The following is a 14,501-nucleotide window of genomic DNA, read 5'->3' as shown; positions in this document are numbered from 1 at the left end:
AATGGCGTGCTGCGCAGAGCTTGGACCGAGGCCTCACGGGGAGTCTGCTTTTTCCCCACGCAAAGGACACTAGCGGGGCCGTCCGCGAGTTTCAAGATGTGGCTGGCGCGGTTCCGCGGAGCAGTGAATTCTTCGTGACGTTCGCCGGCGGCTTTGGTGGGCAGCCCGAAGCTCCCGCCGGTTGACAGCTCCCGCCCGGGGGCTTTTACTTGGGGCTCGGGGATATGCGATCTCCCCGTGAGGCGACATGCCCAAGCATCGCGTCCTGATCACCAAGGGCGCAGCATGTCATCATATACCCCCGATTTCATCCGTCAGACCGGCTCGACTTTTCGGCACGGCGTCCGCGCCGGTCGCATCGCTGTGCGCATCGATGCCCGCCGCCTCTTGCGCCGTGTGGGTATCGCGTAGGGCAAGATCGCGAAACGGACTTCACCTGGGGCAGGACAAACCAGGAGAATGGTCATGCGAACACGAACAATCTTCCGCACGGTTCTGCTGCTTGCGGTCGCGGGCGGGCTGTCGAGCGTGCACGCTCTGACGCAGGAGGAACTCGTCGCCAGGATCCAGGCGGCCGGCTACGCGCAAGTCAGCGACATCAAGTCGACGGCCGAGGGTATCACCGCAAAGGCGGTGAAGAACGGCAAGGCGGTGACGCTGGTCGTCGACAGCAGCGGTCAGGTCAAAGAGCGAAACTAAGCCTAGGGAGCAGCACGATGAAAAGAATCATCTGGGCCGTGGTCGGCATTGGCATCTGTCTTCTTGCATTTCGCTTCGGTCCATTCGTCCCGGCATATGCCCAAGATGCCGACTGGCAGAAGGTGGACGAGACCCTGGGCCGCAAGCCCGCCGTCTCGGACGACGTCCGCCGTTACGGCTTTCCCCGCAGCGATCTCTCCGTGACGTTGGACGGGGTTGCGATCAAGCCGGCGCTGGCTCTTGGCGGCTGGATCGCGTTCAAGCCTGCGCATGGCGGCGCAATGATCATGGGCGACCTCGTGCTGCTCGAGACCGAGATCAATCCCGTGATGGCGAAAATGATTGCGAGCGGGCTCGAGATCACAGCCGTGCACAATCATCTGCTGCGCGCGAGCCCGGCCACGTTCTACATGCACGTCGCCGGACACGGCGATCCCGTCAAACTGGCCTCGGCGCTCCATGATGCCCTGGCCGAAAGCAAGACCCCGCTGACGGTCACGGCGCCGGCGAACCCGCCGCCCGCCATCGACCTCGACACGGCGAAACTTGACCAGATCATCGGAGTGAACGGGAAAGCGAATGGCGGCGTCTACCAGTTCAACGTGAAGCGGCGCGACCCCGTCACGGAAGACGGCATGTTGCTGACCCCCGTCGCCGCGATGGGCGTCGCGATCGCCATCAATTTCCAACCGACGGGCACGGGCAGGGCGGCCATCACCGGCGACTTCGTGCTGACCAGCGACGAGGTGAACCCGGTCATCCTGGCGCTTCGAACGCACGGAATCGAGGTAACCGCGCTGCACAGCCACATGCTGGACGAACAGCCGCGGCTCTTCTTCATGCACTTCTGGGCCAACGACGATGCCCTCAAGCTCGCAGAGGGCCTCCGTGCGGCGCTCGACAAGACGGCGAGCACGAAGGGCTGATGCATGGACACGCGCATGAACAAGCTCATGGGCAAGCTTGCGCTGGCATCCATGCTGGTTTTATTCGTGGGAGGGAACGCCATGGCCGAGACCCTGAATTTCGACAACGCTGCTGCCGGAACGTCGCCCGACGGATGGACCTTGACGATGACCGGCAAAGGACAGCCGAAATGGACCGTGGAGGCCGAGGCGACGGCGCCCAGCAAGCCGAACGTTCTCAAGCAATCGGGACGGGCGACGTTTCCCCTCGCCATCAAGCGCGATACGGCCATCCGCGACGGCTTTGTCGAGGTGAAATTCAAGGCCGTCGCCGGCTCCGAGGATCGCGCCGCGGGAGTTATCTGGCGTGCGAAGGATGCCGATAATTACTACGTGGTCCGGGCTAACGCGCTGGAGGACAATGTCGTGCTGTACAAGACGATCAAGGGCGTTCGAATGTCGCTTGAGATCGTGGGTCGCAAAGGCGGCTATGGCGTCAGCGCGCCGGTGTCATCCGGGCAATGGCACGTGCTGCGCTGCGACTTCGCAGGACGTCGGTTCAAGGTGAGCTATGACGGAAAGCAATTGTTCGAGGTGGAAGACGCCACCATTCCGGACGCCGGCATGATCGGCCTGTGGACCAAGGCAGATAGCGTGACCCTGTTCGATGATCTGACATATGGTGAGACCAAATAGGCGTTTGGTCACCTATGCCGGAGATTGCCATGAACGTTCGATGCCTGTCGGTCGCGACGGCCCTGCTGATTGTGTCCATCTGCCCACTGCGGGCGGAGGAAGGTCTGGTCGCCTACAAATCGCTCGGTCCGGAACTGGCGCTCGATCTTGCGCGCGCTGCGTTGGCGAACTGCCGCACCCGTGGATACCAGGTTGCAGTTGCCGTCGTCGATCGCTTCGGCGTCACGCAAGTGATGTTGCGCGACCGCTTTGCAGGTCCTCACACGCCCTCGACGGCAGCAGGCAAGGCGTGGACAGCCGCCTCGTTCAAGACCAGCACGACCGAGCTGAACGCGATCAGCCAGCCGGGCATGATGCAGGCGGGCATTCGCAACCTTCCCGGAGCGGTCGTCATCGCCGGAGGACTGATCGTCGAAGCCGGCGGCTCCCTGGTCGGCGCGATCGGCGTGTCCGGCGCTCCGGGCGGCGACGCGGACGAAGCGTGCGCGAAAGCCGGAATTGACGCCGTACGCGACAAGCTGGACTTCTGAGGCGTAAAGATCGCGGTCAAAAAGTCCTTCAGCCTTTTCGCGAGCCTGGCGGCCGTCTGATCCGCAGGGATAAGCAGACGCGCCGCCTTCGCACGCTCAGGTGTGGCCGCTCATTGACAGGATTTGACGATCACCCATCGTCGCGCCAACCTGAGAAGTAACACCGTCGAGCCTCGCCAACGATTGTTCTCGATAAGCCGATGTCCGCGAGAAGCCGGTCGTCCAGTTCGAGAAGCTCGTCGTATTGGCGGCGCCGTGTGATGCCGTCCAGCAGTGCGAGCGTGAGTTTCCAGAACCATCCAGGGTTTGGAGAAGGAACGAAGGCTGAGCTGGATGCGCCGATTGAGCCAGTGGTGCTGTCGCAAGACATGTTTCACCTCCATAATGGAGCGAAACAACGCTTGGCTCGAAAGCTGGTCGGGCGGTTGTGTTTGACCCGATGGCCTTTGCTATCATGCTCGTCCTTGCCGCACAAGCGATCCGCTGATCTGGAAGCTGAAGGTGTCGCTGAAGTGCCGGTCATGCCAAAAGCGACGATCGGCGCCGCCCGTCCACATGATTCAAGCTGACGGCGATGCAAAGCATCGCACCCTGCAAATGAGTGCATCCGATCGAGGAGCGCTGATCGGAGCGCCGCCTGATGGTAGAGATCCTCGCTCCCTCAGTGGTACAACTGAGATGGGTATGCTGCCATTTGCAAGGCAGACCCTGTTCCCGCGAGATGGTTCTATGGACGCGAAATCAGCCGCACGATTTAAATGGCACATAGAGCGGGTCATTGAGGAGTTATCCTTGGCGCTCACGCTCGCTAAAGAGGCCTCTCCAGCAGATGAGTTTCTGAGCTTGAGGATGTCGGTGGGCGATATCATCTCTCAGATAGACGCCGTGCTTCAGGACAACATTTACAAAGATCATCCCGGTCTGGATGGCATGAAAGACTGACCGTTAACGTCCGCTTCGGGGCAAATGCGAAGAACTCAACCTGATCAAACCTGGTCCGCTATGCATCGCTTAGTGGACCTGAACGAGGTGCGCCGCTACTTCGCTGATGGGCCACGGGCTGACCTGCACTAGCAGCATCCCTTTGACTCAAAATAGACTGCGAAACTCGGCGATTGCCCTGGCTACGTCTTGCCGCCTGACGTCTTCGCGCGTTCGCTCCCCACCACGTTTGAAAGAGATCGTGACTTTGTCGGGATTCGTCCGGAGCCGACAGTCTGTCTTCCATGACAAATCGCCAAGCTTGATCTCCACCAATTCTTGATCATCATACGCGCGCTCGATCGATCGGAAGATTTGCCTGGTTTCATCGATCGAGAGCATCATCGACTGTATGACCTCGGAGCCTCCGGCACCAAATGACATCAGCCACACCTCGTCCGTCGGGAGTGAAACACGAAAGTATGTCAGTCGGGACAAATCGACTAGTTTGAAGGTGCTGAAGTGCGATAACCTCCGCGACACAAGCTTGGAAATTTCATTCCGCAAGTACCGTACAAGTGTTCGCAGGTGGAGTTGGTCGCTCTGAAACACCACGAATAGGCTCCCTGAAAACAAATCGGCAACTTAGAACAATTCCCGAGACCCAGCCAAGCTAACGGCATCCTGAGGCTCGGACTTCCGCTCAGGGTCAAGAAGCGAAGAACTCGGCCTGAGCAAATCACGTGCACCATGCATCGCTGAGCGGACCTCTCTGAGCTGGGCGGTGCGCCCCCACGAGCCGCCTTGCCGCTTTGGCGGATACTCTCTATGGTCGACAACTCATAGTAGCGGATTGCCTCACGAGAGGGATACGCGTCGTGGCAGGAATTCACGTTAGTCGCCGCCGCTTGCTTCGCAGTGCTGCAGCAAGCGGTCTGATGGCAACAGCGGCATCCAGCGTGATTGGTGCCGCCCGCGCCCAATCGGCGCGAAAGACCTTCGTCTTTGTCAGCGGGGCTTTTTGCGGCGGCTGGATATGGCGCCGGGTCATTGACCGGCTCGAACAGGGCGGCCACAAAGTGTTCGCTCCGTCGCTCACGGGTTTAGCCGAGCGCTCGCATTTGCTGAGCAAGGACGTCAATCTGGACACCCACATCGCCGACGTCGTCAACCTGATCAAATGGGAAAGTCTCGACAACGTCTGTCTTGTGGCGTGGTCCTACGCGGGCTTCGTAGGCTCGGGCGCGCTCGAAAGCATCGGCGATCGCGTCTCCTCGGTTGTATGGCTTGATGCCTACATTCCCGCAGATGGACAAAGGGTGGCGGACTTCGCAGCCGAGCCGGTTCGCAAAGGCATACAGGCGGCCATCGACAAGGGCGAGGCAGGCGTCCGTGGATCGCCGACGTATCCGCCCAGTGTCGTTGCCGAACGCGATCGGGTATTCGCCGAGTCCAAGGTTACTCCGCATCCGATCGGCACCTATCTCCAGCAGGTCAAGCTTTCCGGAGCGCTCCAAAAAGTGGCGAAGAAGACATACATCCGCCTGCCGAAATTTCCTCAGCCGGCCTTCGACAGGGCACTGGCAGACTGCAAAAGCGACAAATCGTGGGCCACGTTCGAATTGCCGGACATTGGGCACATGGCCATGCTCGATGCACCAGATCGCGTCAGCGAGTTGACAGTGCAAGCCGCGTGAGATCGACCTCCCCATGAGTTAAGGTGCAGACGTCGCGCCGGAGTGCGCTATGCCCGCTTGGGTCACAGGCGTCGGTTCGGTGCTCAGCGGCAAATTTCCGCGGTGGCCCCATCAACCAACACGTAGCTGCATCGCGTCAACGGAAGCGAAAGGCCGATTGGAGGTATTGCCGGCGCAACTGATCACCTCGTCCAGGGCGAACAGCTGGGCGGGCAGATCAAAGCGGGCACGCGGGCTCATCGTTCGCGCCCTGGCTGGTTTGCTTTCGGTTGCACGTCAATGGCACCGACGTTGGGGTGACGATTGTCGGCACGCCCTCGCTGCCTCATGCCGTCGCCTCGCATCCGTCCATCAAATAGGAAAGGCTGTGTTTCATACGCGCTGGCAGCGGCCGGCTCGTGCGATCGTCCGGACGCAGTATCTTGCGCGGTAGCAGAGGTCACAGAAAGTGCCGACACGAATAAGATCGCTAGTCTCGACATGACGGGCTCCTTGGCGGAGAGCAGGAACGCGCAGTGGGATAACTCAGTCGAAATCGTCGAGAAGGAGCTGGGCGCCAAGAAGGCGGCGAGACTATGCCGAGACCATGCAATGTCGAGAGCGGCCTGTTCAGCTACGCCATCCACCGAGGCAGCCTTAGTTCTTCGTCAAGGGCTTGGGCGGCTCTTCGGCCATGGCCTCGACATCAATGGCAGGAAGCTCGCCGGTGCGGTCTTTCAGGTCTGCCGCACGCTGTACCAAGCCAGCAGCGACCGTGGGATCCTTTGTTGTTTTTGCCATGCGCAGCAATGCCGCTGCGGCCTCACGGGCGAACTGATTTAAGCGCGACACGGTTGGACATCCGACACTTAGCTGACATGGAATGATTCAAGGGTCGAATATTCGTTCCGAATTCGGCTTAAAATGCGCACACGACACAGAAAGGACTTCAGCTCGGAGCTGGGCCAGCTGAGGTCCTTCGTGTGTCGGCACCACGTCATTTGAGGCGCGGTGGCGAATGGTGCCCAACTCAACAAGTGGTTCTTGGTTCCCGTTATCAGCCCAAATTTCGAGAAAAAACGGGCCCCAGCTCGCGGGGATGTTGGGGGGCATGGAGCTGGGGCCACTCGGGGTCGCCCTTGGGGAAGGGCATCGGGAAAACTTGGCAATCGCAGGAATGTTCCTGCCTTTTTCCAAAGAGTAAGTGTGTAGATCAACCGCACAAGCGGGGGACAATCTCGAACGAGCCCGCCATTCTAAGCGCGAGGTCGTCGCCTGAAGTTGTTGCCTATGTTCCGCCGATGGAACAATCAGGCCTTGTGAGGAACATCAATCTGATCTCTAGCCTGATGAACCCCTCCGGCTGAGGGTGCTCATAAATGTCGGCTCACCGACGGATTGTGTTGCAAAAGTCGAAAGTTGCAGGGCTCAAGATTTTTCGCGAAAACACTAAGCAGCGAGTGATCGCTGATTCGTATGACCTCAATCGCGTTACCGAAGTCGCCTGTGAATTTTGCGTGAGGCCATGAGGTCCCTCGCATCTTGTACGCGAAAGTCGCGCGCACGGCCCGCAGAATTTTGGTCATCGGCGAAAATCGACTTTGCAACAATATCCGACGTAAAGCGGAAGTCACCCACCTTGAGCGTGATCTGCGGCTTGTGACACCTAGCGGACATCAGCAAACGGGCTGGTGTCGAACCGGCGAACTTCAGCGGCGAAGGCCGCGATGCTGGCAGCCCAGATGAGCGCAAATCCGAGCAGTACCCATTTGAAGTCCGAGTTGATCATAACGTTGACGGCCGCCATCCAGCCTATCGAGACCACACCTGCAACAATAGCACCAGCCAGCGCCAAAGTACTTCGTTGGCGAAAAGCCGTCATGGCTAGAGTGAGCGTAAGCACACCCGTCGCCATCACGTAGCCGCCCATTACGTTGAATACGTGTGCAAGCCACCTTGCCAACCTTGGACCAATCGATTCCAGCTCGACAGGCGTAAGGTTCATGTAGCGGATGTCCTCCGGCAGCAGCGCAGGCCGAAGGAAAAGGAAATACCCGCCGACACCGATCAGGATGATTCCGGAAAGCCCCAGAAGGATTGACGAAGCAGACCAGCCGAATTCTTTGCTGCGCATAGGGCGCTCCCAAATTCAGCCGTGGTGATGGCCCCCAGCTCCTCGACGCCTACCGTGCATGAAAAAATGCATAAGCGGACAAGCCAAAAGGGGCAGCCAAAGCAGAGCACCGAGTACATGAGCCTGATGCTGGGTGAACAGGAGCGCTCCGGAGATTGCCGCGATGACGGCAAGCCCCATAACGATGAGGGAATTGCGCGACAAGCCCCGGCGTGCGCCGGACTGATCGTGAACATGGTCCGGCAAGGTCATCGCGGCATCCTCAAGACGGCACCATTGCCTGATTGCCCTGTTGCCAACAGGACCAAAACCAAACTCGCAGGTTTCGCATGAAAGCCCTTGATGCAAATCAAACGTCGGGTCCCGCAACGGTCGGCAACCGCAGTTGATGTGGGTCAAATCGCGATTTCAAGAAGCTGGTTTGATGGCGGTCTTTCCCGGTTTCAAGATGATTACCGTCGGCAGCTTCATGTACGGCCTTGCAGCCAGCATGATCTACGGGTGGGCAGTTGCGATCATCTACGTCTTCTTCTTCAATCTTTGGCCGCAACTCCTTCCTGCTGTTATTAGACCGCGAGCGGTGCATCGCACCTGAAGCGGGCACCAGAAACTACCGCCGTCTCCCGCGAACATTCCGCCCGCCTGCTATGGCAACGATAGCCATCCGCGGATCATGGCAATCTGCCCCGGCATGAAAAAACCCGCGCCGGATTGCTCCGCGCGGGTGAACTTTCGATGCTCCCATTCTGCCAGTGTTTTGCCCGACGAGTCAAAGCTGAACTGCGCGACGGGCAGGGATGTATCGGTCCAAACGCCTATTTGGCACAACCAAAATGGCTAACGATTTCAATGCTAACGCTACTGTGCATGGGGTTGTTTTTCGACTTTTTGTTTTCGCGTCGCCGAAGCTGCGCGCCTCAGCGCCGTCCCCGCGGTGCTTCCGCCTTGGCGGGCGGCTCGGTCTGCGGTCCGCAGCTCGCGGCCGCGAGCGAGCCTTGCGCCTGCGGCATCAGGCCAGGCTCGGGGGCGAGCGCCTTCATCACGATCAGGCCGGTGGTGCTGGGGGAATCGATGATCAGGCGGTCGGCCGCGGTGATCTCTTCGTCCTCGGGCAGCTCGTTGTGCTGCGGCTCTGTCATCAGGTCGAGCTCGATCACCTTCTTGCCGGCCGAACGGTCGTTGATGGCGTAATAGGCGATCTCGTTGCGGGTGTAGAACGACACCGAGGTGTAGGCCTGGCTGACGGGCACCGTCAGCTTGATCGGCCCGTTCGACAGATCGTAGCGGCAGATCGCGAGTGCAAAGGCCGGGTCCATGAACGGCATCGGCGAGGTCTGCGGATCGGCGAGCGGAAGCTGCGTGACGCCGTTGAGTTTCGTCATCGGCGTCAGCCGCGAATAGGCGTCCTGGGTCGCGATCCGTGGCAACGCCAGCACGCTGACGAGATGGACCACGAGGCCCAGCACTACGCCGGCAACGATGGTGAACAACAGCCGGATCATGAGCAGCCCGCCGTCGTGATCGTGGGCATTGGTGCGTCGCGCTGGGTGCGTGTGGCAACGCCGACCGGAGTGTCGTAGAGCCGCAGCATCAGCGCGTAGCGTTCGATGCCGCCGGTCGGCAGCCAGTTGCCGGCGCGGGAGCGCGATGCGATGCGGATCTCGAACGAGCCGTCGGACTGCCGCACGATCTCCTGGCTGGTGAAGCCGTAGCGCTGCAGCGAATTCGGGACGAGATGACCCTTGCGGTCGTAGAGCGTCAGCGTCCAGAACCGTGCCGGCGGCGTCACGCCGGAGACCACGACGTCGCAGCGGCCGTCGAGCACCTTCTTCTTGTCATCGGCGGTCGCGGTGAAGGCGACGCCGTCGCCGGTGCCGATCGGCAGCTCGCCGTTGCGCACGATGGTGGCGCGCGAATAGGGATCGACGTCGGCGGTGCCGGTGCGCGGGCGCGCGGTCCACGGGCCGATGGTCAGCGCGCCGATCTCGGTGCCGCGCGTCGTCGTCATCCAAGTCGCGCCGACGCCCACCACGGTTGCGAGCAGAAGAGCCGTCAATGTGATCAGGATCAGCCGCACTTGTTTCGATCAGTTCTTGTTTCGATTAGTTCTTGCGCGGGGCGGATGCGTTCGCATTCTCTTCCGCGTAGTTCTGCGGGAAGGCGAGCGCGCTCGTGGACGATGCCGGTTTGGCTTGCTTGGGGTCGGTGGCGGCCGATTTGGTCGCGGTCCGGGCCGCGTCATCCAGCAGCTTCTCGACCCGCACCAAAACGTCAGCGCCGCGCTTGGTCAATACGGGCGGCGGACCGGGCTTAGTCTCCAGCACCTTCGGCGCCGCATTGGCCTGCGCGTTGGCGATCCGCTCGGGCGGCAGCTTCTGGCCCATGCCTATGCCGGCGATTTCCCGGACCTCGACGCCTTGATGCGCCGCGAGCATGATGTCGTGCCAGGTCTGCGCCGGCAGCGAGCCGCCGGTCATGCGGTTGGTCGGCGAATAGTCGTCATTGCCGTACCAGACCGCGCAGGTGAAATTGCCGGTGTAGCCGACGAACCAGGCGTCGCGATACGCATTGGTCGTGCCGGTCTTGCCCGCGGTCGGAATGCCGTCGAGGGCTGCGCGGCGCGCGGTGCCTTCGCTGACGACGTGGCTCATCATGCCGGCCATGTCGGCGGCCACGGAGGCGGGAATTGCCTGGCGCGGCTTCGGTCCGTCGCGGTCCCAGCGCCAGACCGGATCGCCCGCGCCGGTGCGCACTTCCAGCACGGAATGCGGCGTCACCGCCTTGCCGCGGTTGGGGAAAGTCGCGTACGCCACCGCGTGCTCGAGCACGGTAACTTCGTCCGAGCCGATCGGCAGCGACGGCGTGTCGGGCAGCGGCGCCTTGAGGCCGAAGCGGCGCGCGACCTCGACGATCTTGGCGCGGCCGATCTTGGCCGGGTTCGGCGCCTTCGGCTGCTCCTTCTGGCCGATCGCGATCGACAGCTTGACGGGTACAACGTTGATCGAGCGCGTGATCGCCTGCGTCAGCGTCACCGCGCCGGAATAGGAATGGCCATAGTTCTGCGGGCACCAATTGCCGATGCAGACCGGGCCGTCGACCACGATCGAATTCGGCGTGAAGCCGTTGAGGAGCGCGGTTGTGTAGACGTAAGGCTTGAACGACGAGCCCGGCTGGCGATAGGCGTCGGTGGCGCGGTTGAACTGGCTGGCACCGTAGTCGCGGCCGCCGACCATGGCGCGGATGCCGCCGTCGAGATCGGAGACGACGGTCGCGGCCTGCGTCGCGTGATAGTCGCGGCCGAACTGGCGCAGCTGGTTCTCGACCGCGTCTTCCGCCGCCTTCTGCACATTGGCGTCGATCGCGAGCCGGACCACGAAGACGCGCTCGGTGTAGGATTTCGGGAAGGTGTCGACCAGCTTGCGCATCTCGTCGAAGGCGTAGTCGAGATAGTAATTCGGCGACGCCTCGTAGCGGCGGTCGACCGCGAAGGCGGGATTGCGGCGGGCGCCGAACACCTGGCCCTCGGTCATGAAGCCGGCGTCGACGAGATTGTCCAGCACGACGTTGGCCCGGGCGCGGGCAGCGGGCAGGTTGATGTGAGGCGCGTATTTGGTCGGCGCCTTGAACAGGCCGGCGAGCATCGCGGCCTCGGCGAGCGTCACGTCGCGTGCCGACTTGTTGAAGTAGAAATGCGCGGCGCCGTCGACGCCGAAGGTGCCGCCGCCCATATAGGCGCGGTCGAGATACAGCTTGAGGATCTCGTTCTTGGTCAGGCGCCATTCCAGCCAGACCGCGAGGAAGGCTTCGTTGACCTTGCGCTCGATGGTGCGCTCGTTGCTCAGGAACAGGTTCTTGGCGAGCTGCTGGGTGATCGACGAGCCGCCCTGGCGGACGCCGCCGGCCTGGGCGTTGGTGACGAGCGCGCGTGCGGTGCCGGCGATGTCGATGCCGAAATGCTCGTAGAAGCGGCGGTCCTCGGTCGCGAGCGTCGCCTTGATCAGCACATCCGGAAAATCTTCCAGCGGGATCGAGTCGTTGTGCTTGATGCCGCGGCTGCCGATCGGGTTGCCGTAGCGGTCGAGGAAGGTCACCGCGAGGTCGGACTTCTTCAGCCAGTCCTCGTCCGCGGTCTCGCGGAAGGCGGGGATGGCGAGGGTCAGCATCACCACCAGGCCCCCGAGGCCGAGGGTCGCAGCTTCCGACAGCGGCTCGATGAACACCCAGCGCTTCCACCGCCCGACATAGAAGCGGTCCATGAAGGTCGAGTAGCGCTCGTAGAGCTCGCGGATGCCCTTGGCCGAGGAGAACAGCGAGGAGTCGATGCGCGCATCGAGATCCAGGAAGAAATTCCGGATCCGGGCCTTCCAATGCGGTGGTATGATCTGGCGCACCTAGAACCCTTGCGGCTTGGTTCGAAAGCGTTCAAGCACCCGGCCGGGGCGGCATCAAGACGTCTTGCGGGAGTGTTGCGGCAAACCCAAGGCGCCCGGCCAGCGACGGTGGGGACTTGCTGTTCCTTCTAGCCGAGCAGGGCCTATAAACCAATGGTCACGCTTGCGATTTTGAACAACAGGCCTAATTGACCCCGGTTCATTACGGGCCTCACGCGGGCGTCGCTTGCGGCCCCACGGCCGCACGCCCTAGATGGCACCAGCCGTAGCTCTTTCGAACTTTTGTTGAGGCGCATGACCGCAGCTCCCAAACGACCTTCAGGCCAGGAAGGATTCTTCTGGAAAACCAAGACGTTGGAAGAGATGTCGGGGCCCGAATGGGAAAGCCTGTGCGACGGCTGCGGCCGCTGCTGCCTGAACAAGCTCGAGGAAGATGGCACCGGCGACATCTATTTCACCCATGTCGGCTGCAAGCTGCTCGATGGAGTGACCTGCGGCTGCAAGGACTATGCGAATCGTTCCGACAAGGTTCCGGACTGCGTCCGCCTGACCCCGGCCAATGTCCGCACCCTGAACTGGCTGCCGCCGAGCTGCGGCTACAAGCTCGTGGCGGAAGGGCGCGACCTCTATTGGTGGCATCCGCTGGTGTCAGGCGATCCCAATACCGTGCATGAGGCCGGCGTCTCCGTACGCGGTCGGGTCGAAGGCAGCGAGGTGGAGATCCCGGACGATGAGCTCGAGAACCACATCGTGCAATGGCCGGCGCAGCTGCCGAAACGGGCCCGCCTGAAGCGACGTCCGAAGGACTGATCCGTCGCACCAGATAGATCACGTCTTCGGGATGGCCGTGGGGTGGGATGCTCCCATGCACCGCGGTGCCTGCCCGAGAAGAACTTTGCTGTCTACATTGGCTGCCTAGAACGAATCCTTCGCGGCGTTGGGCCGCCTCATGGCTTCCGATCGAGATGAACAAGTTCGAGCGGCAGAGCAGTTCTGCCGACACCCAAACATTGCCCGACGATATGGCCGAGGAATTGTCGCGCCTTTCGAGCGAGGTCTTGAGCGTCGACGACGCTCCCTCGCTCGCGCCGCCGGCGCCGCTGTCGCAGGACGAGGTCCGCACCATCGTCATCAGCCTGATGCTGACGATGTTTCTGGCAGCCCTCGACCAGACCATCGTCGCAACCGCGCTGCCGACCATTGGGCGCCAGTTCCACGACGTCTCCAATCTCTCCTGGGTCATCACCGCCTATCTGCTCGCCTCGACCGCAGTTGCGCCGGTATTCGGCACGCTCAGCGACATCTACGGACGCCGCGTGATGATCATCATCTCGCTCAGCCTGTTCGTCGCGGGCTCGGTGCTGTGTGCGATCGCGCCGAACCTGCCGATGCTGATTCTTGCACGCGGTCTCCAGGGGCTCGGTGGCGGCGGCATCATGCCTGTCGTGCAGACCGTGATCTCCGACGTCGTGAGCCCACGCGAGCGCGGCCAATATCAAGCCTATTTCTCCAGCGTCTGGATGGTCGGCGGCATTCTCGGCCCGGTCATCGGCGGCGTGTTCGCCGAGCATCTGCACTGGTCGATGATCTTCTGGATCAATGTGCCGCTCGCGGCCGCGGCGATCGCGCTGCTGCTGCCCAGGATGAAGAAGATTCCGGTGTTCCACCGCAAGCGCAAGGTCGACTGGCTCGGCGGCGTGCTGCTGATGGCCTCCGCCGTGGTCTTCATGCTGGTGCTGACCTGGGGCGGCACGCGCTTCCCGTGGCTCTCGCCAACCGTGCTTGCGATGGTGGGCGGCGCCGTCGCGCTCGCGGTCACCTTCGTGTGGCACGCACGCCGCGCGGACGAGCCGTTCCTGCCGCTGCCGCTGCTCGGAGGATCGGTTGTGCCGTTCGGGCTGACGGCCGGCGGTTGCGCGCTCGGTGCGATCACGGGCCTCACAGTGCAGCTGCCGCTCTATTACGAGGCGGTCTATCACCTCAGCGCCAGCGAAGCGGGCCTCGCGCTGATTCCGCTCGCGGCGGTCTCGACCTGCGGCGCGGCCATCGCCGGTCGCACCATGGCGCGGGCCAAGCACTACAAGCGGGTCGCCATCGTCGGAACGTCCTGGGCTGCGCTGTGCGGCCTCGGCCTCACGTTGACGACGTTGCCGCTCTGGGCACTGCTGACGCTGATGGCTGCGTTTGCGCTTGGCCTCGGCACCACCTTTCCGGTCTGCGTGGTCTCGGTGCAGAATTCGGTCGCCCGCCCGCAGATCGGCACCATCACGGGCGCGTTGAACTTCTTCCGCTCGCTGATGTCCTCGTTCACGGTCGCGGCGTTCGCGGCCATCCTGCTCATCGCGCTCGGTGCCGACGTTCCGCTCGCCGGCGAACATCACGGCGCTGTCAATGCGATTCCCGCCGACGACATGCGGCATGCGTTCCGCTACGTCTTCGGCGCCGCGACGGCGCTGATGGCCGGCGCCGCGCTCTGCCTGATCATGATGGAGGAGCGGCCGCTGGCCGGTCCGTCCGTCACGCAGCAGGTGGAGATGGCGGAGTAGGGG

Annotated in this window: 19 protein-coding genes; 11 read left to right on the top strand and 8 right to left on the bottom strand. The window is 62.1% G+C overall.

Going from position 1 to position 14,501, the window contains the following annotated elements:
* Positions 1 to 465: 465 nt before the first annotated feature.
* From BRA1253DRAFT_RS09525 to BRA1253DRAFT_RS09510, 4 genes are read left to right on the top strand one after another with little or no spacing between them, the layout of a single operon-like run.
* On the top strand, positions 466 to 699 hold the full coding sequence (locus tag BRA1253DRAFT_RS09525; protein WP_007593473.1) for a hypothetical protein: 234 nt from the start codon (positions 466 to 468) through the stop codon (positions 697 to 699).
* Between the two features lie 17 nt (positions 700 to 716).
* Positions 717 to 1,625, top strand: a complete 909-nt coding sequence (locus BRA1253DRAFT_RS09520; RefSeq protein WP_007593472.1) for a DUF1259 domain-containing protein — start codon at positions 717 to 719, stop codon at positions 1,623 to 1,625.
* A 15-nt stretch (positions 1,626 to 1,640) separates the two neighbouring features.
* Positions 1,641 to 2,300 (top strand): hypothetical protein, encoded by a 660-nt coding sequence (locus BRA1253DRAFT_RS09515; protein WP_157158569.1) that lies wholly within the window; start codon positions 1,641 to 1,643, stop codon positions 2,298 to 2,300.
* A gap of 29 nt (positions 2,301 to 2,329) precedes the next feature.
* On the top strand, positions 2,330 to 2,830 hold the full coding sequence (locus BRA1253DRAFT_RS09510) for a heme-binding protein (RefSeq protein WP_007593468.1): 501 nt from the start codon (positions 2,330 to 2,332) through the stop codon (positions 2,828 to 2,830).
* A gap of 130 nt (positions 2,831 to 2,960) precedes the next feature.
* Here the strand turns inward: BRA1253DRAFT_RS09510 and BRA1253DRAFT_RS41310 are convergent, their stop codons facing one another.
* Entirely contained in the window at positions 2,961 to 3,200 is a 240-nt protein-coding gene (locus BRA1253DRAFT_RS41310; protein ID WP_007593466.1) for a DUF1127 domain-containing protein, read from the bottom strand.
* Here BRA1253DRAFT_RS41310 and BRA1253DRAFT_RS44395 point away from each other — a divergent pair.
* The gene (locus BRA1253DRAFT_RS44395; RefSeq protein ID WP_198288337.1) at positions 3,112 to 3,399 is read left to right on the top strand and encodes a hypothetical protein; all 288 of its coding nucleotides are present in this window, start codon (positions 3,112 to 3,114) and stop codon (positions 3,397 to 3,399) included. The two genes, BRA1253DRAFT_RS41310 and BRA1253DRAFT_RS44395, sit on opposite strands and share 89 nt — an antisense overlap.
* Positions 3,386 to 3,772, top strand: a complete 387-nt coding sequence (locus BRA1253DRAFT_RS45145; RefSeq protein WP_245285890.1) for a hypothetical protein — start codon at positions 3,386 to 3,388, stop codon at positions 3,770 to 3,772. The genes BRA1253DRAFT_RS44395 and BRA1253DRAFT_RS45145 overlap by 14 nt, the downstream gene beginning before the upstream one ends.
* 147 nt (positions 3,773 to 3,919) lie before the next feature.
* Here the strand turns inward: BRA1253DRAFT_RS45145 and BRA1253DRAFT_RS43465 are convergent, their stop codons facing one another.
* A complete protein-coding gene (locus BRA1253DRAFT_RS43465; RefSeq protein WP_007593462.1) occupies positions 3,920 to 4,195 on the bottom strand; it encodes a hypothetical protein in 276 nt (91 codons plus the stop codon).
* Between the two features lie 434 nt (positions 4,196 to 4,629).
* Between BRA1253DRAFT_RS43465 and BRA1253DRAFT_RS09495 the strand changes: the two genes are divergently transcribed.
* Complete coding sequence (locus BRA1253DRAFT_RS09495) at positions 4,630 to 5,448, top strand: alpha/beta fold hydrolase (protein ID WP_245285889.1); 819 nt, start codon at positions 4,630 to 4,632, stop codon at positions 5,446 to 5,448.
* Between the two features lie 636 nt (positions 5,449 to 6,084).
* Here the strand turns inward: BRA1253DRAFT_RS09495 and BRA1253DRAFT_RS41300 are convergent.
* The 3 genes from BRA1253DRAFT_RS41300 to BRA1253DRAFT_RS41295 form a co-directional block, all read right to left on the bottom strand.
* Positions 6,085 to 6,279, bottom strand: a complete 195-nt coding sequence (locus tag BRA1253DRAFT_RS41300) for a hypothetical protein (RefSeq protein WP_007593453.1) — start codon at positions 6,277 to 6,279, stop codon at positions 6,085 to 6,087.
* An 814-nt stretch (positions 6,280 to 7,093) separates the two neighbouring features.
* Positions 7,094 to 7,561 (bottom strand): hypothetical protein, encoded by a 468-nt coding sequence (locus BRA1253DRAFT_RS09480; protein WP_007593451.1) that lies wholly within the window; start codon positions 7,559 to 7,561, stop codon positions 7,094 to 7,096.
* 15 nt (positions 7,562 to 7,576) lie between these two features.
* Complete coding sequence (locus BRA1253DRAFT_RS41295; protein WP_245286078.1) at positions 7,577 to 7,741, bottom strand: DUF2933 domain-containing protein; 165 nt, start codon at positions 7,739 to 7,741, stop codon at positions 7,577 to 7,579.
* Between BRA1253DRAFT_RS41295 and BRA1253DRAFT_RS45140 the strand changes: the two genes are divergently transcribed.
* Complete coding sequence (locus BRA1253DRAFT_RS45140) at positions 7,679 to 7,894, top strand: hypothetical protein (RefSeq protein ID WP_245286123.1); 216 nt, start codon at positions 7,679 to 7,681, stop codon at positions 7,892 to 7,894. The genes BRA1253DRAFT_RS41295 and BRA1253DRAFT_RS45140 overlap by 63 nt on opposite strands.
* Positions 7,895 to 7,985: 91 nt before the next feature.
* Positions 7,986 to 8,156, top strand: coding sequence for a hypothetical protein (locus BRA1253DRAFT_RS43460; RefSeq protein WP_007593448.1), 171 nt, complete (start codon positions 7,986 to 7,988; stop codon positions 8,154 to 8,156).
* Between the two features lie 322 nt (positions 8,157 to 8,478).
* Here the strand turns inward: BRA1253DRAFT_RS43460 and BRA1253DRAFT_RS09470 are convergent, their stop codons facing one another.
* The 3 genes from BRA1253DRAFT_RS09470 to BRA1253DRAFT_RS09460 are packed head-to-tail and all read right to left on the bottom strand — an operon-like array spanning position 8,479 to position 11,952.
* Positions 8,479 to 9,063, bottom strand: a complete 585-nt coding sequence (locus BRA1253DRAFT_RS09470; RefSeq protein WP_007593446.1) for a DUF1254 domain-containing protein — start codon at positions 9,061 to 9,063, stop codon at positions 8,479 to 8,481.
* On the bottom strand, positions 9,060 to 9,638 hold the full coding sequence (locus tag BRA1253DRAFT_RS09465; RefSeq protein ID WP_007593444.1) for a DUF1214 domain-containing protein: 579 nt from the start codon (positions 9,636 to 9,638) through the stop codon (positions 9,060 to 9,062). Before BRA1253DRAFT_RS09465 ends, BRA1253DRAFT_RS09470 begins: the two co-directional genes overlap by 4 nt.
* Before the next feature lie 25 nt (positions 9,639 to 9,663).
* Positions 9,664 to 11,952, bottom strand: coding sequence for a transglycosylase domain-containing protein (locus tag BRA1253DRAFT_RS09460; protein ID WP_007593442.1), 2,289 nt, complete (start codon positions 11,950 to 11,952; stop codon positions 9,664 to 9,666).
* A 294-nt stretch (positions 11,953 to 12,246) separates the two neighbouring features.
* On the opposite strand from BRA1253DRAFT_RS09460, the gene BRA1253DRAFT_RS09455 reads away from it, so the two are divergent.
* Both BRA1253DRAFT_RS09455 and BRA1253DRAFT_RS09450 read left to right on the top strand, forming a co-directional pair.
* On the top strand, positions 12,247 to 12,762 hold the full coding sequence (locus BRA1253DRAFT_RS09455) for a YcgN family cysteine cluster protein (protein ID WP_007593435.1): 516 nt from the start codon (positions 12,247 to 12,249) through the stop codon (positions 12,760 to 12,762).
* 155 nt (positions 12,763 to 12,917) lie between these two features.
* Positions 12,918 to 14,498, top strand: a complete 1,581-nt coding sequence (locus BRA1253DRAFT_RS09450) for an MDR family MFS transporter (protein ID WP_007593433.1) — start codon at positions 12,918 to 12,920, stop codon at positions 14,496 to 14,498.
* The last annotated feature ends 3 nt before the right edge of the window (positions 14,499 to 14,501 follow it).

This window comes from Bradyrhizobium sp. WSM1253, assembly GCF_000244935.1.
GTDB lineage: Bacteria > Pseudomonadota > Alphaproteobacteria > Rhizobiales > Xanthobacteraceae > Bradyrhizobium > Bradyrhizobium canariense.
Note: the sequence above shows the minus strand (reverse complement) of the source record. Positions and strands in the feature narration are given on the sequence as shown.

What these genes read in the sequence shown, in the direction of transcription:
- BRA1253DRAFT_RS09455 (WP_007593435.1), top strand. Translation starts at nt 12,247, where the DNA reads ATGACCGCAGCTCCCAAACGACCTTCAGGCCAGGAAGGATTCTTCTGG.
- BRA1253DRAFT_RS09525 (WP_007593473.1), top strand. Translation starts at nt 466, where the DNA reads ATGCGAACACGAACAATCTTCCGCACGGTTCTGCTGCTTGCGGTCGCG.
- BRA1253DRAFT_RS41310 (WP_007593466.1), bottom strand. Translation starts at nt 3,200, where the DNA reads ATGTCTTGCGACAGCACCACTGGCTCAATCGGCGCATCCAGCTCAGCC.
- BRA1253DRAFT_RS45140 (WP_245286123.1), top strand. Translation starts at nt 7,679, where the DNA reads ATGAGCCTGATGCTGGGTGAACAGGAGCGCTCCGGAGATTGCCGCGAT.
- BRA1253DRAFT_RS43460 (WP_007593448.1), top strand. Translation starts at nt 7,986, where the DNA reads ATGGCGGTCTTTCCCGGTTTCAAGATGATTACCGTCGGCAGCTTCATG.
- BRA1253DRAFT_RS09515 (WP_157158569.1), top strand. Translation starts at nt 1,641, where the DNA reads ATGAACAAGCTCATGGGCAAGCTTGCGCTGGCATCCATGCTGGTTTTA.
- BRA1253DRAFT_RS45145 (WP_245285890.1), top strand. Translation starts at nt 3,386, where the DNA reads ATGATTCAAGCTGACGGCGATGCAAAGCATCGCACCCTGCAAATGAGT.
- BRA1253DRAFT_RS09520 (WP_007593472.1), top strand. Translation starts at nt 717, where the DNA reads ATGAAAAGAATCATCTGGGCCGTGGTCGGCATTGGCATCTGTCTTCTT.
- BRA1253DRAFT_RS41295 (WP_245286078.1), bottom strand. Translation starts at nt 7,741, where the DNA reads ATGGGGCTTGCCGTCATCGCGGCAATCTCCGGAGCGCTCCTGTTCACC.
- BRA1253DRAFT_RS09480 (WP_007593451.1), bottom strand. Translation starts at nt 7,561, where the DNA reads ATGCGCAGCAAAGAATTCGGCTGGTCTGCTTCGTCAATCCTTCTGGGG.
- BRA1253DRAFT_RS09510 (WP_007593468.1), top strand. Translation starts at nt 2,330, where the DNA reads ATGAACGTTCGATGCCTGTCGGTCGCGACGGCCCTGCTGATTGTGTCC.
- BRA1253DRAFT_RS09470 (WP_007593446.1), bottom strand. Translation starts at nt 9,063, where the DNA reads ATGATCCGGCTGTTGTTCACCATCGTTGCCGGCGTAGTGCTGGGCCTC.
- BRA1253DRAFT_RS43465 (WP_007593462.1), bottom strand. Translation starts at nt 4,195, where the DNA reads ATGTCATTTGGTGCCGGAGGCTCCGAGGTCATACAGTCGATGATGCTC.
- BRA1253DRAFT_RS09450 (WP_007593433.1), top strand. Translation starts at nt 12,918, where the DNA reads ATGAACAAGTTCGAGCGGCAGAGCAGTTCTGCCGACACCCAAACATTG.